We start from the raw sequence: 14800 nt of genomic DNA, 5'->3' as shown, positions 1-14800 counted from the left end.
CGCTGCAGTGCAGAAACAGGATGCAGCGTCCCTAAATCAGGCGGTTTCGCTGTTTATTAGGGCAGTCATGCCATCCAAGACGACCTTAACCGGCTGGGGTGCCTGCAGATCGCAATGCAGGGCCAGTCGTTGATCTGCCGTGGTGCGTTGCAGTGTGATGATCCCAGCTTGATCGCGCGAAATCCGGCAGGTCGCGGTTTCAAAGAACGCCGGGTCCGCCTGTCGCAGTTGCAAAAGCTGGCGCGACAAACGGGCCTTGTCCCCAGCAAAGCCCGGCGCATCGGTCAGTTTCATCAACTGGTCCAGATCGACAGCACGGCGGTTGTCCGGGTCGGTCAGTGCGAAATGCGCGCCAAGGCAGCTACGATAAATGTCGGGCACCCCGGTCATCGTCAGCTTTAGGGCCGTCTGGATCAGCGATAGCCGCTCGCCCAGCATGATCAATCGGTCCAAGGCGGCAGGAAGTACCGTCTGCCACTGCGCCGTTAGGTGCGGAATTAGGTTCAGCACGCGGGCTTCGGCGTCGGTGTCGGGATAGGTCCAGTTGGTCATGCGTTTGGCTTCTCGCATGGCTTTGGTCATGTGGTCGTGCAGGCGTTCATTGATATCGTCCGACGCATCCCAGATCGCCAGCGCGCTTTGCACCAAATACCAGCGTGTATTCGGCCGCACGAGGTCGGCACCGGGTAGCAACGTTGTCTGTGCGATCAAGTCCAGCAGATCGCCGGGCAGGTGACTGCAGGCGACAAGGCGCATGCGCGAATCCTCTGACCGCTTGGTGTCGTGGGATGACGTAAGTGTCAGTGCGGTAGGCAAGCGGTGCGCTAGCCAGTCGTTCAGCGCATCGTCCGTGATTGTGACGGCGTCGGGGTCGGCCCCGACCTCGTTCGCGGCGATATAGGCGTTCCAGCGGAAACCGGCGGTATCCTCGTGTGATTTCGCCAGCAAGGCACCGGTGACTTGTTGAAACCGGACCTGCAGACGCTGGGCCTGCGGCGTTTGCGGGTTTACGATGCAATCGGTCAATAGGCGCACGACGTTGTCGGTACGCAGATCGCGCGCAGCTTCGTCCGCCACCTGCTGCATAAGCGCCAGATCCACTGGACGGCTTTTGCTGCTGGCCAAATAAGTGCGATAACGCGGAAAAGCGACGAGCAGGGCAATGACCGCCTCGCGCAGCGCCTCTTGCCCCTGTTCATCACCGGCCGCCTGCGCGGCGGCGTCCGCCAGTGCGATCATTTGCTGCAGCTCTGCCGCCAGATCCTGACGCAGGACTTCGTGTTTGGCGGACGTCAGGGCGTCGTGAAAACGGCCTTTGCGCCCGGTCTGGTCCTGCCATGCTGCCAGCAATGTTGCATGACCATCGCCATCGGTCAGCAGGCGGGCAATCTGGCGCGCGGCCTCGTATCCGGTCGTGCCGGCAAGGCCCCAATCGGGCAAGTCCTCGTCGCCCGTCAGGATCTTTTCGACCCAGATTGGCGTGTCCGGCACGCGGGCTTTCAGCTTTTCAAGATAGGCACAAGGATCGGCGAGCCCGTCGATGTGATCCAGCCGCAGCCCCTGAACTTGACCCGTTCCGATCAGATCAAAGGTTTTACGATGCATGTCGCCGAAAACGGCGTCATCCTCGACCCGCATCCCGATCAGGCCCGTGACGTTGAAAAAACGCCGGTGCGTGATGCTGTCCCGCTCGCGCTGCCAAGGCGTCAGCCGCCATGCCTGCGCATCGTGAAGTTTTGACAGATCTACGCGACCCGACACGCTGGCAGGGTTCAGCGGGATCGCCAGATCGCCAACGCGTAGCACGGGGCCGTCGGCCTCTTGGTCCAGACTGACTTTGCCGTCCTCAAGCAACGCCTCGAAGTTGTCGGTCAGAAACGGCAGCAGCAGGCGTTCGGACCAGTCGATATCAAAGTGCGGGGCAAAGCGGCTGTCGCTGCCATGGCGCAGCACATCGCGTAGCCATGGGTTTTCCAGCGAAAAGGCGGTGTGGTTCGGGACGATGTCGATAATGATCCCGATTCCAGCAGCCTGCGCCGCAGCGGCAAGCCTAGCGAACCCGTCATCGCCGCCCAAAGAGGGTTCGATCACATTGGGGTCGATCACATCATAGCCGTGGGTCGATCCGGTTTGCGCTGCAAAGATTGGAGACAGATAAAGGTGGCTGATCCCGTTGGACTTCAGGTGCGGCAGATAGCGTTCAGCCGCCGCGAAATCGACGCCTTCGCGCAGTTGCAGACGATAGGTGGCCGTGAATGGGATCATGTCTGCTCAATCCATGTATGAAATGCGAAATCGTCCTGTGGCGACCCAAGACTTAGTTGGGTTTGCGCCGCTGGCCAGTTGCCCGTCGGGACGGGTTGGCCCAGTTGGATGGTGCTATTCAGCAGGCCCGTGTTGAACTGCCATGTGACGCGCAGCGCCTTTGGCCCGATGATCTGGGCCCGCGCTAAGGTCAGTCCGCTGTGCAACAACGGCAGCACGACAGCGCGCCGCCATGTCAGCAGACGCGCCGTCAGATCGCGCCAATCTGCTGCATCCGGGGGCGGCGCGTCATAGGGGCGGGCACCGTGAAATGTGCGCGGGTCCAGTGGATCCGGCAGGGCACCGTCAAACCCGCTGAAGGCGGAAAACTCTGACAGGCGGCCTTTGCGGACAGCATCGGCCAGATCGCCGGTAAAGTCGCAAAAGAAGGGAAAAGGGGTGCGTGCGCCGATCTCTTCGCCTTGAAATAGCATTGGCACGAAGGGCGACGTCAGTAGCATAGCGTGCGCCACTTGCATCGCTTCGGGTGACGACAGGGCGATCAGGCGTTCGCCAAGGGCGCGGTTGCCGATTTGGTCGTGGGTCTGATTGGCGTTCACAAAGGCCTGCGGCGGCAGATGCCCGCTTGGGGCACCGCGCGGCTTTGCTCCGGCGTCCTGTCCGGGGCGGGCCTGCCCTTGGTCAACGTGGCCTTCGGTCAGGGCGGTGGCCAGATCGCTAATCGGATCGGCGGCGAAGGGGGCGTAGTATCCTTCGTTTTCGCCTGTCAGCAGACAGTGCAGGCTGTGATGGTAATCGTCGTTCCATTGGGTGTCAGTGACGCCAGCGTCGCGGTGATGGGGCAGGTTACGCTCATCCTCTGCGATCAAGTGCAGGGGGCGGGGCAGGTTCAGGGCGCGCAACTGGGTAGAGAGTTCGGCAAGAAACTCTGGCGTGGATGGGTCTTGGATCTGGTGCACAGCGTCCAACCGCAGCCCGTCGACGCCAAAGTCACGCACCCACATGATCGCGTTTTGAATAAAGAACGCGCGCACCGGCTTTTGCGTAAAATCAATTGCCGGCCCCCAAGGGGTCGTGCGGCTCGCGTCAAAGAAGTCGGGGCTGATGCTGTGCAGGTAAGCCCCATCTGGCCCGAAATGGTTATAGACGACATCAACGATCACCGACATGCCAAGCCCGTGCGCGGCTGCGACGAAGGCGGCGAAATCGTCGGGTGTGCCATAGGCGGGATGCACGGCGTAGGGCAGAACGCCGTCATAGCCCCAGCCGCGATTGCCGGCGAACTGGGCGATCGGCATCACCTCTACCGTGTTGATACCCAGATCAGCGAGGTCCGGCAGCTTTTCAGCGGCGGCGGCGAATGTGCCTGCCTTGGTAAAGGTGCCGATGTGGATTTCGCTGATCACGCTGTCACGCCAGTCGCGGCCGGTCCAAGTGTTGGTGGATTGCGGCGGAATGGTCAGCAGAGATGGCGCATGAACATCCCCGCTTTGCTGCCGCGCGGCGGGGTCGGGGATGCGGGTGTCATCGACATCAAAGACATATGCGGCTGCGGCAGGTGCCGAAACTATGCCGCGAAATGTGCCGTCCGTGCCGCGCGTCAGGGGGGTGGGTGTGCCATCGACGACGACGCTGACCGCCCTCGCTTGCGGCGACCAAAGCGCGGCGGTCCACATATCCGGCCCGCTGGGCAGCAGGCCCCAATGCTGCGACGTTACTTCGTCCATAACCCTTAACCTTTGCCGCTTTTGTCCCCTTTCAGAACCCCGATCGCACCTCCGCGGTTCCGCGTGTGTTTGATACTGCACGCCTCGCGCCCTAGCTTGCAAGAAGCCGATTATCGGCGCTGATCAAAGGACGATCCCCAATGTCGCCAAAGATACGCAGTAGCCTTGCCACTTGGGCCGGATTTGCGGCGATGTGTCTGGGCATGTTCATGGCCATTCTGGACGTGCAGATTGTGGCGACCTCTTTGCCGGATATTCAAGGCGCATTGGACATCCCGCCAGAGCAGATGAGCTGGGTGCAAACCGCCTATTTGATTGCCGAAGTCATTGCGATCCCGTTGACGGGGCTATTGATGCGGGCGCTGTCAATGCGCTGGCTGTTCGTGATTGCGACAAGCGTGTTCATCATAGCCTCGATCGGGTGCGCTGCGTCGCAGGGATTTAACAGCCTGATCGCATGGCGCGTGCTGCAAGGATTCGCGGGGGGCACCCTGATCCCGGCGGTCTTTGCGGCCGTGTTCTTGCTGTTTCCTGTGCACCGGCAGGGGCTTGCCACGACCTTGGCGGGCGTTGTTGCGGTTCTGGCACCGACGGTTGGGCCGATCATCGGGGGGTGGATTACGTCAACTTATTCATGGCATTGGCTGTTTTTGGTCAATGTCGTGCCAGGCATCCTTGCCGTGGTGGTTGCGGCTTGGCTTGTCCCTGCCGCGCAGGCCCAGTTGGGCCAAATCCGGCGGGTTGACTGGCTGTCGCTGCTTGGCATGGCGCTGGCCCTTGCGACGCTGGAAATCGCGCTGAAAGAGGCACCATCACGCGGATGGCTGTCACCGCTGGTGTTGGGGCTGCTGGCCGTAAGTGTCGCGAGTGGCGTGGGATTCGTGCGGCGCAGTTTGCGGCATACCAGCCCGGTTGTTGCACTGCGCAGCTTTAATGATCGCCGGTTTACGATTGCTTGCATCCTGTCGTTTGTGCTGGGAATTGGGCTGTTCGGCTCTGTCTATCTGATGCCGGTGTTTCTTGCCTTTGTGCGTGATCATACCGCGCTGGAAATCGGAACGATCATGTTGGTGACAGGCGTCGCACAGCTGGTTACTGCGCCCATTGCCGTCGCTTTGGAAAAGCGCGTGTCGGCGCGGGTGCTGACCGCGTTTGGCTTTGCTTTTTTCGCTATCGGGCTGGGGATGAGCATGTTTCAGACCCCCCGTACTGACTATGATCAAATGTTCTGGCCGCAGGTCGTGCGCGGTCTGGCGATCATGTTTTGCCTGCTTCCGCCAACTCGCATGGCGCTGGGCCATTTGACGGATGCGCAGGTGCCGGACGCCAGCGGCGTGTTCAACTTGATGCGCAATTTGGGCGGAGCCATCGGCCTCGCGCTGATCGACACGGTGATTTATGCGCGCAGCCCGGTGCATGCGGCGGACCTGACGGCGCGGCTGGCGTCGGGGGACGCGGGGGCGGCCAGCTTTATCGGTATTCCGGCGTCCTTGCTGACAGGCGGCGCGCCGTCGCCAGCGCAACAGGCGATGCTGGCGCCGCTGCTGGAAAAGGCATCGCTGACCATGGCGATCAACGATGCGTGGATGATGATGGCGGCGGTGACGGCCCTCGCACTGATCTGCATCCCTTTTGCCCAGCAACGCGCCGTGCCGCAAAACGCCATGGAATAGAGCCTGATCTCGTTCAGATTTTTACATGGCGTTTGCTGAATGTGACCCGTAAACATGGTCTGAAATTGGACTGGGGATAACCATGTCAGAAAACTGGATCGACCGCTTTCCGGGCCTTGCGGCCTTGGCCCCCGATATTCGTGATACGCTGGTGAACGAAAGCGCCATTGTGTCCGTGCCAAAGGGAACGCGTATCTTTGGTCCGGGGCAGTCGCCGGAAAACCTGCTGCTGTTGCTTGATGGCGCGGTGCGGGTACATCAGACGTCAGAGCAGGGGCGCGAGATCGTGCTTTACCGCGTGGCTGCTGGCGAAAGCTGCGTTCTGACAACGGCCTGTATGCTGGCGCACGAGGATTATTCTGCCGAAGGCCATGCTGATACTGATGTGCGGGCCGTTGCGATCCCGCGCCGGGTCTTTGACGATCTGGTGTCGCGGTCTATCCCGTTCCGCAACTTTGTCTTTGCCGCCTATTCGCAGCGGATCACGGACCTGTTTCACGTGATCGAGGAGATCGCCTTTCAGCGCCTCGATATCCGCTTGGCGCAGCGTCTGCGGGTGCTGGCGGGCGGCAAGGACGAGGTACGCACAACGCATCAGGACCTTGCCGTTGAGCTGGGCTCCGCGCGCGAAGTGATCTCTCGGCAGTTGCAGGAATTCCAGCGGCGCGGGTGGATTTCCCAGTCGCGCGGGCGGATCGAACTGCTTGATTCGGCCGCAATCGCCGGATTGGCCGAGGCCGCTTAGCACATTTTTACGAATTCGTCGTGGGTTGGTGACAACGTCACCGACGGGGCGCTGCTGGTACCTTAAGTGTGAGTCGCAACACATAGAAGGATCAGACCGATGACAAACAATGTTGGCACCACCGATCGTACGTTACGCCTGATTGCAGGGGTGATCCTGCTGGCCGTGACGTGGATCGCACCGATCGCCGTCTTTCACGGCACAGCAGCTGTTGCGATTGCCACGATCGTTGGCTTGATCTTGGTCGGCACCGCGTTGTTCCGGTTCTGCCCACTGTACCGCCTGCTGGGCAAAAACACTTGCGCGGTGAAGTGATGGAAACTGCGTTCACTCCTTGGCAGTCGCTGGGCGGCGGTGCGTTGATTGGTCTGGCTGCTGTCCTGCTTATGGGACTGCATGGCCGCATCTTTGGCGCGACTGGTATCCTGACAGGACTGATTGCCCCGGCGTCCAAGTCCGACTTTTCGTGGCGGGCGGTTCTGTTGCTGGGCATGGTCAGTGGGCCACTGTTTGTCTTGGCGATCAGCGGCAGTTTTCCAGCGGTTGATGTGCCGGTGTCAAACCTGATGCTGGTGCTGGGCGGTTTGCTGGTCGGCGTCGGCGTGACCTTTTCCGCAGGCTGCACATCGGGCCACGGCGTTTGCGGCCTTGCCCGCCTTTCGCCACGCTCGCTTGCGTCAGTTCTGACGTTCATGGCGGCGACTGCGGTCACCGTTTACATCATTCGCCACGTGATCGGAGGTTAAGATCATGCGTTACATCTCTCTTTACCTCATTGGCCTGATTTTCGGCACCGGCATTTCCGTGTCGGGCATGGCGAACCCAGCCAAAGTGCTGAACTTCTTTGACGTCGCAGGCACTTGGGACCCCAGCCTTGCCTTTGTGATGGGCGGGGCAGTGATCGTCACGTTCCTTGGCTATCGCTTCGTGCTCAAACGGCCCATGCCGATGATGGAAGAACGTTTTCATCTGCCCACCAGCCGCGTGATCGATACGCGTTTGCTTGGCGGCTCTGCCGTGTTTGGCATCGGTTGGGGCATCGCGGGCTTTTGCCCCGGCGGGGCGCTGCCCGCGCTGGGCACCGGATCGCTTGCCGTCTTTATCTTCGTTGGCGCTGCAATAGCGGGTATTTTGTTGGCGCGTACCATTACCGCCGCCCGCACACCGCGCGCTTTGACAGCCTAAAAGGACACCTGAAATGACTGATTTTCCCGTCGATATGACCGTCAAACCCGAAGTGACCGCATTCTTTGACGATGCGACCAACACGATCAGCTATGTGGTCAAGGACCCAAACTCGACGTCCTGCGCGATCATCGACAGCGTGATGGACATCGATTATTTCGCTGGACGTATCACCTATGATCACGCTGATAAGATGATCGCCTTTGTACGTGACAACGGCCTGACACTGGAGTGGCAGATCGAAACCCACGTCCACGCCGACCACCTGTCCGCTGCGCCCTATATTCAGGACGCGCTGGGCGGAAAAATCGGCATCGGCGACAAGATCATGGTCGTGCAGGAAACCTTCGGCAAAATCTTTAACGAAGGCACGGAGTTCCAGCGCGACGGCTCGCAGTTTGATGCGCTGTTTAAGGATGGCGACACCTACAACATCGGCGGCATGAAGGCGTTTGCGATCTACACGCCGGGTCATACGCCAGCCTGCATGGTGCATGTCATCGGCGACGCCGCCTTTGTTGGTGACACGCTGTTCATGCCTGACGGCGGATCGGCCCGCGCCGATTTCCCCGGCGGTGATGCCGCCACGCTTTACGACAGCATTCAGCGTGTGCTGACCCTGCCGGACGATATGCGTCTGTTCATGTGCCACGATTACGGCCCGAATGGCCGCGACATTCAGTGGGAAACCACTGTTGGCGACGAACGCGAGCACAATATCCACGTCGGCAAAGGGGCCACGAAAGAAGAGTTCGTGAAATTCCGCACCGAACGCGATGCGACGCTGGCCGTCCCAAAGCTGATTATTCCATCCCTGCAGGTAAACATGCGGGCCGGTGAAATGCCCCGGGATAAAGACGGCAACATGGTACTGAAAGTGCCGGTTAACAGCCTTTAATGGCCAATTGGGAAGGTTGTCAGCAATGGATATCAGGGAACTGACAGAAGGCGTCTCGGTCGCGCCGCAGATCGCGGTGGACGACATGGCCGCGATCAAGGCCGCTGGTTTTGCCAGCGTCATCAGCAACCGCCCCGACGGCGAAGAGGCTGGTCAGCCATCCTTTGCCGACATCAAGGCGGCGGCAGAAGCGGCGGGCCTGCAGGCCCTGCATATGCCTGTCGTGTCTGGTCAGATCGTGCAGGCTGATGTTGCTGCCTTTGGCGCGGCGCTGACGTCCTTGCCGGGCCCGGTGCTGGCCTTTTGCAAATCCGGCACGCGGGCGGCGACGCTTTGGACCCGCTCGCAAGCCGGACAGCGGCCCGTGGCAGAGCTTTTGGCGCGTACAAATGCGGCTGGCTACGACATGGGTGCGACGGTCGCTGCGATGGCTGAAACTGCACCCCCTGCGCTGGCAGAGCCTAATGTCCGCTCTGACATCGTCATCGTGGGGGCAGGGTCCGCCGGAATTGCGGTAGCGGCTAGTTTGCTTGCCCGCGACGGCGGTCTTGATATCACCATCATCGACCCTGCCGACGTTCATTATTACCAGCCCGGCTGGACGATGGTTGGCGGCGGTGTCTTTGATGCCGCGCAAACCAAACGTATGATGGGACCACTGATCCCTGACGCTGTCACTTGGATCAAGGCCGGGGTGGCGGAATTTCTGCCCGATGCCGATGCTGTCGTCTTGGGTGACGGGCGCGTTGTCGGCTACAAGCGTTTGATTGTGTGTCCGGGACTGGAACTGCATTGGGACGGTATCGCGGGGCTCAAGGACACGCTGGGCCGCAATGGCGTCACCTCGAACTATCGCTACGATCTGGCACCCTATACTTGGGAGCTGGTCCAAGGGCTGAATAAGGGCAAGGCGATCTTTACCCAGCCCGCGATGCCAATCAAATGTGCCGGTGCGCCGCAAAAGGCGATGTATCTGTCCGGCGATGCGTGGTTTCGGCGCGGCGTGCTGAAAGACATCGACATTCAGTTCATGAACGCGGGCGGCGTGTTGTTCGGGGTCAAGGACTATGTCCCGGCACTGATGGACTATGTCGCCAAGTATGACGTGTCGCTGAACTTTTTCCATACGCTGACAGCCGTGGATGGGGCGGCAAAGACGGCGACCTTTAAGGTCGGCACCCCCGGCTCTGACCCGAAAGAGGTCACCGTTGATTTCGACATGATCCACGTTTGCCCCCCGCAACGCGCGCCAGCCTTTATCCGCGAGTCCGCGTTGGCGGATGCGGCGGGCTGGATCGATGTCGATCAAGCCACCCTGCGCCATAAGACATACTGCAATATCTGGAGCCTTGGCGACGTGATGAACGCCCCCAATGCCAAGACAATGGCCGCAGCGCGCAAGCAGGCCCCGGTCGTCGCGGTCAATGTTCTGGCCGATATCGCAGGCAAATCTGCTGTTGGGATCTATGACGGTTATGGCTCGTGCCCGCTGACGGTCGAGAGGGGCAAGATCGTGCTTGCAGAATTTGGTTATGGCGGCGCGTTGCTGCCTAGTTTTCCAGAATGGCTCATCGATGGCACCAAACCCAGCCGTCTGGCCTGGGCGCTGAAAGCGCAGGCTCTGCCGCAGGTTTATTGGCATGCCATGCTCAAGGGGCGCGAATGGATGGCCGGGCCGGAAAAAGCGCCGCTCTGAACCGATTATCGCGCCGGGGCCCATCCCGGCGCGTCATACATTGAAAGCACTGCCATGACGACGAATGCCTTAGCCCGCTATCTGCCGATCCTGACCTGGGGTCGGACCTATAATCGCGAAAATCTGTCCAACGATCTGGTCGCCGCTGTGATTGTGACGATCATGCTGATCCCGCAATCGCTGGCTTATGCGATGCTGGCAGGCCTGCCGCCAGAGGCGGGGCTTTACGCGTCAATCGCGCCGATTATCCTATACGCGATCTTTGGCACCAGCCGCGCGCTGGCGGTCGGACCGGTGGCTGTCGTGTCGCTGATGACGGCGGCGGCGATTGGGAATATCGCGGACCAAGGCACCATGGGCTATGCCGTTGCCGCGCTGACGCTGGCGGGGCTATCGGGCGTGATGATGCTGCTGATGGGGATCCTGCGGCTTGGGTTTTTGGCAAATTTTCTGTCGCATCCCGTCGTGGCGGGTTTCATCACCGCCTCTGGCATCCTGATCGCGCTGAGCCAGCTTAAGCATATTCTTGGCATCAGCGCCTCTGGCGATACGCTGCCCGAACTGGTGGAGACGCTTTTTGCCCACTTGGGCGATGTGAATCTGATCACGCTGATCATCGGAGTAGGGGCGACCGCCTTTTTGTTCTGGGTGCGTAAAGGCCTGAACCCACTGCTGCGCAGCTATGGGATTAAGCCGGCCTTGGCTGGTGCGCTGACCAAGGCTGGTCCGGTGTTGGCTGTGGTCGTGACAACTGTTGCCGTATGGGTGTTCGGCTTGTCGGATCACGGCGTCAAAATTGTGGGCAGCGTCCCGCAAAGCTTGCCGCCGTTGACGATGCCGTCGATCTCTCCAACACTGGTGGGGCAGTTGTTGCTGCCTGCGCTGCTGATTTCAGTCATCGGGTTTGTGGAATCGATCTCGGTTGCGCAAACCTTGGCGGCGAAGAAACGTCAGCGGATTGACCCCGATCAAGAACTGATCGGCCTTGGCGCGGCCAACGTCGCCGCAGCCTTTACAGGTGGTTTCCCGGTAACGGGCGGGTTTAGCCGGTCGGTGGTGAACTATGACGCCGGGGCCGAAACGCCGGCTGCCGGTGCCTATACCGCTGTTGGCCTTGCGATTGCCGCCTTTGCGCTGACGCCGCTGATCTATTTTCTGCCGACTGCGACACTGGCCGCGACGATCATTGTGGCAGTGCTGTCGTTGGTCGATTTTTCGATCCTGCGCACAAGCTGGTCCTATTCGCGCGCTGATTTCGCTGCTGTGCTTGTGACGATCCTCGCGACTCTATGGTTCGGCGTGGAAACGGGCGTGTCGGCCGGTGTGATCCTGTCGATCCTGCTGCACCTGTACAAAACGTCGAAGCCGCATATCGCAGAGGTCGGCTGCGTGCCCGGCACCCAGCACTTCCGCAATATCAACCGCCATGATGTCCAGACCAACCCGGCCATCCTGACCCTGCGCATCGACGAAAGCCTGTATTTCGTGAATGCCCGCTACCTAGAGGATTATGTGCTGGACCGCGTCGTGCGCGACAAAGCCATCAAGGACGTCATCCTGATGTGCTCTGCCGTGAACGACATCGATTTCAGTGCGCTTGAAAGCCTTGAATCGCTCAGCGCGCGGCTGTCGGATATGGGCATCCGCCTGAGCATGTCCGAGGTGAAAGGCCCCGTGATGGACCGCCTGCAGCGCAGTGATTTCCTGACGCATATGACGGGAAAAGTGTACCTGTCGCAGTATGAAGCGATTGAAAGTCTGCGCGATCCGCAGCCGGTGGTCAGCTGACGGCTTTGACACCGGCGGCGGGGCGTGCGCATCATCCTTGCATGCGCATATTTATCCTGATCCTTGTTTTGCTGTGGCCGTCCTTTGGGTCGGCCCAGTCCCGTGCGGCGGTCGACGCACAGTTTCGCGGATGGCTGGAACAGGTGGTCTGGCCGCGCGCGCAGCAAAAGGGTGTAGCGCGGGGCACATTTGACGCGGCTTTTTCTGGTGTCGCGCTGAATTGGGATCTGCCCGATCTGGTCCCGCCCGGGATGGCACCGCCTGTGCAGCAGGTGCAGCGGCAAAGTGAGTTCGGTGCGCCGGGCAAGTATTTCAGCCGCGGCGGTGTTGATGGGGCGACCAGCGTTGGCCGCCAGATGGCGCGGCAGCATGCGGCGACTTTGGCGGCGGTAGAGCGGGCGACGGGTGTGCCGGGCCGGATCATCCTTGCGATCTGGGGCCGTGAAAGCGGCTATGGTCGCGCTGATATCCCCCATGATGCCTTTCAGGTGCTGGGCACCAAGGCATTCATGTCCACCCGCGCGCCCTATTTTCTGGACGAGCTGGTTGCCGCTTTGCAGATCGCGCAGCGCGGGGCATCGCCCCGGGGCATGAAAAGCAGTTGGGCGGGCGCGATGGGCCAGCCGCAGTTCATGCCAAGCAACTATTTGTCGTATGCTGCCGATGGTGACGGCGACGGGCGGGCGGATATTTGGAATTCTGCCCCCGATACGATTGCGTCGATCGGCACCTATCTTGCTCGCCACGGCTGGCAGCCCGGCCGCGATTGGGGATTCGAGGTGTCATTGCCGTCGCAGGTGTCTTGCGCGCTAGAGGGGCCTGACCAAGGGCGACGCATTGCGGATTGGGCTGCTATGGGCGTGACGCGCGTGGGCGGAAAGTCGTTTCCGGCGCATGAGCTGGCAGGCGAAGGGTATCTGATGCTGCCAGCCGGGCGCAGCGGCCCGGCCTTTATCGTGACGCCCAATTTCTATGTCCTGAAGGATTACAACACGAGCGATCTGTATGCCTTGTTCGTCGGCCATGTTGGCGACCGCATTCAATATGGCGTTGGCGATTTCGCAGGGCAGTGGGGGAATGTTGGCGGGCTGCTGCGGTCTGATGTGGCCGCGATGCAGCGGGCCTTGATCCGGCAAGGGCTGGATACAGGGGGCGACGACGGACTCGCTGGATTTCGCACGCGCCGCGCCATCGGACAGTGGCAGGCCGCCACGGGCCGGGCGCAGACTTGCTTTCCTGACGCTGGCATCGTGGCGGCGCTGACGCGCTAAGCGCGATATAGCCGCACTGCCGCGACGCTCACATCTGCCGCAAAGGCGTGACCGATGGCGACAATGCCAAGGCGGCGCAGGTTTGCTGGATTGAACGGTGCGTCCGTGCGGTGCGCCTCGAATGCGGCGAAGGGCAGTCTATAGCTGCCCCAGTCCGGTCCGGGCGTAAAGGCCGTGCGATATGATTGCCAAGGCCGGGTCAGGTCTGTGGTGCGCAGGCGTATGTCATAGGCTTCGCCGTTCCCGGTGGCATCGACCTCTAGCCCTGTGAAACCCAGCGCCTGCACCTCGGGCGGCAGATCGGCGGCCATCTGGATAAAGCCGCCGTCGTTTTCCAGCGACACCTGTCCCGTAAGCTGCACAGCGTCGCGGCCTTTGACGACAGCTGCCGTGATCTTGCCGCGCGACACGCCGCCCATCACGGTGTCGGCCACGTATTCCCAGTTCAGGTTCAGTATCATCGCGCTCTCCTTATGTTCAGCATGATCTAGCGCAGTTGCGCCCGGATCAACGCCGCCCTTGGCGGCCAGCGATCCGGGGGATATCACACAGGTCCAATCGCAAAGGAGCCTGCCCCTTGGACCCCGTTACAGATCGCATCAATCGCACCATCGCCACCGAAATCGGGGCGCGCCCCGATCAGGTCAGCGCCGCCGTGGGGCTGCTGGATGGCGGGGCGACCGTCCCCTTTGTCGCGCGCTACCGCAAAGAGGTGACAGGCGGCCTGGATGACACGCAGCTGCGCAATCTGAATGACCGGCTGACCTATCTGCGAGAGCTGGAAAAACGCCGCGCCGCGATTGCATCGTCCATCACAGAGCAGGGCAAGATGACCGATGCGCTGACGCGCGCGATTGCTGGTGCGGATACCAAGGCCACGCTAGAGGACCTGTATCTGCCGTTTAAACCCAAGCGGCGTACGAAGGCGATGATCGCGCGCGAAAACGGGCTAGAGCCGCTATTGCGTGCGATTGTCGCTGATCGAAGCCTTGATCCGACGGCGACTGCGCAAGGATATGTCAGCGAAGAGGTCCTGACCGCCAAGGATGCGCTTTCGGGCGCGCGGGACATCTTGATCGAGGAGCTGGCCGAAGACGCCGCCCTGCTCGGCCGTTTGCGTCAAATCATGCAAGAAGAGGCAGAGATCACCGCCAAGGTCATTGCTGGTAAAGAAGACGCGGGTGCAAAGTTCAGCGACTACTTTGATCACCGCGAAAGCTGGGCACGCATTCCGTCGCACCGGGCGCTGGCGATTCTGCGCGCCTCGAAGGAAGAGATCGTGACTGTCGATATCTCTCCTGATCCGGAAGTCGTGCTGCCGCGTATTCTGGATGTCATCGCTTCGCGGATCGGGATCAAAGGGCAGGCCCCCGGCGATATCTGGCTGCGCGATGCGGTCACTTGGGCGTGGAAGGTCAAGTTAAGCCTGACAATGTTCATGGATCTGATGGGGGATCTGCGCAAACGCGCCCATGACGCCGCCATCGATGTCTTTGCCCGCAACCTGCGCGATCTGCTGCTGGCGGCCCCCGCCGGGGCCAAGCGGACGCTC

13 protein-coding genes (1 of these 13 running past the window's edge) are annotated in these 14800 nt (G+C 61.0%); 10 read left to right on the top strand and 3 right to left on the bottom strand.

The annotated features are described in order from the left end of the window. Nucleotides 1-36: 36 nt before the first annotated feature. Together treY and treZ are read right to left on the bottom strand one after the other, a co-directional pair. Nucleotides 37-2265: a malto-oligosyltrehalose synthase gene (treY, locus tag KBW81_RS14145; protein WP_254247609.1), complete on the bottom strand. Its 2229-nt coding sequence runs from the start codon at nt 2263-2265 to the stop codon at nt 37-39. Continuing rightward, nucleotides 2262-3992 carry a malto-oligosyltrehalose trehalohydrolase gene (gene treZ / locus KBW81_RS14140; RefSeq protein WP_254247608.1) on the bottom strand — a complete coding sequence of 577 codons (1731 nt, stop codon included), beginning with the start codon at nt 3990-3992 and terminating at the stop codon, nt 2262-2264. Before treZ ends, treY begins: the two co-directional genes overlap by 4 nt. Nucleotides 3993-4132: 140 nt before the next feature. Between treZ and KBW81_RS14135 the strand changes: the two genes are divergently transcribed. The 9 genes from KBW81_RS14135 (at nt 4133) to KBW81_RS14095 (ending at nt 13248) form a co-directional block, all read left to right on the top strand. Next, a complete protein-coding gene (locus tag KBW81_RS14135; protein ID WP_254247607.1) occupies nt 4133-5665 on the top strand; it encodes a DHA2 family efflux MFS transporter permease subunit in 1533 nt (510 codons plus the stop codon). An 82-nt stretch (nt 5666-5747) separates the two neighbouring features. After that, nucleotides 5748-6410 (top strand): Crp/Fnr family transcriptional regulator, encoded by a 663-nt coding sequence (locus tag KBW81_RS14130; protein ID WP_254247606.1) that lies wholly within the window; start codon nt 5748-5750, stop codon nt 6408-6410. A 99-nt stretch (nt 6411-6509) separates the two neighbouring features. Beyond that, nucleotides 6510-6725: a YgaP family membrane protein gene (locus KBW81_RS14125; RefSeq protein WP_090186562.1), complete on the top strand. Its 216-nt coding sequence runs from the start codon at nt 6510-6512 to the stop codon at nt 6723-6725. After that, nucleotides 6725-7156 (top strand): YeeE/YedE family protein, encoded by a 432-nt coding sequence (locus KBW81_RS14120; RefSeq protein WP_254247605.1) that lies wholly within the window; start codon nt 6725-6727, stop codon nt 7154-7156. Before KBW81_RS14125 ends, KBW81_RS14120 begins: the two co-directional genes overlap by 1 nt. A 4-nt stretch (nt 7157-7160) precedes the next feature. Then, complete coding sequence (locus KBW81_RS14115; protein WP_090186567.1) at nt 7161-7595, top strand: DUF6691 family protein; 435 nt, start codon at nt 7161-7163, stop codon at nt 7593-7595. A 13-nt stretch (nt 7596-7608) separates the two neighbouring features. Further along, nucleotides 7609-8493: an MBL fold metallo-hydrolase gene (locus KBW81_RS14110; RefSeq protein ID WP_254247604.1), complete on the top strand. Its 885-nt coding sequence runs from the start codon at nt 7609-7611 to the stop codon at nt 8491-8493. A gap of 25 nt (nt 8494-8518) precedes the next feature. Then, nucleotides 8519-10189 (top strand): bifunctional protein tyrosine phosphatase family protein/NAD(P)/FAD-dependent oxidoreductase, encoded by a 1671-nt coding sequence (locus KBW81_RS14105; RefSeq protein ID WP_254247603.1) that lies wholly within the window; start codon nt 8519-8521, stop codon nt 10187-10189. Nucleotides 10190-10243: 54 nt separating this feature from the next. Next, nucleotides 10244-11977 carry a SulP family inorganic anion transporter gene (locus KBW81_RS14100; RefSeq protein WP_090186574.1) on the top strand — a complete coding sequence of 578 codons (1734 nt, stop codon included), beginning with the start codon at nt 10244-10246 and terminating at the stop codon, nt 11975-11977. Nucleotides 11978-12018: 41 nt separating this feature from the next. After that, on the top strand, nt 12019-13248 hold the full coding sequence (locus KBW81_RS14095) for a lytic murein transglycosylase (protein WP_254247602.1): 1230 nt from the start codon (nt 12019-12021) through the stop codon (nt 13246-13248). Here the strand turns inward: KBW81_RS14095 and KBW81_RS14090 are convergent. Then, entirely contained in the window at nt 13245-13796 is a 552-nt protein-coding gene (locus tag KBW81_RS14090) for a CIA30 family protein (RefSeq protein WP_367305300.1), read from the bottom strand. The two genes, KBW81_RS14095 and KBW81_RS14090, sit on opposite strands and share 4 nt — an antisense overlap. 29 nt (nt 13797-13825) lie before the next feature. On the opposite strand from KBW81_RS14090, the gene KBW81_RS14085 reads away from it, so the two are divergent. Beyond that, nucleotides 13826-14800 carry the beginning of a Tex family protein gene (locus tag KBW81_RS14085; RefSeq protein ID WP_254247601.1) on the top strand. Its footprint extends 1338 nt past the window's final position, so the window shows 975 of its 2313 coding nt (coding positions 1-975); its start codon is at nt 13826-13828; the stop codon falls past the right edge of the window.

Source organism: Loktanella salsilacus, assembly GCF_024206795.1.
GTDB lineage: Bacteria > Pseudomonadota > Alphaproteobacteria > Rhodobacterales > Rhodobacteraceae > Loktanella > Loktanella salsilacus.
Note: the sequence above shows the minus strand (reverse complement) of the source record. Positions and strands in the feature narration are given on the sequence as shown.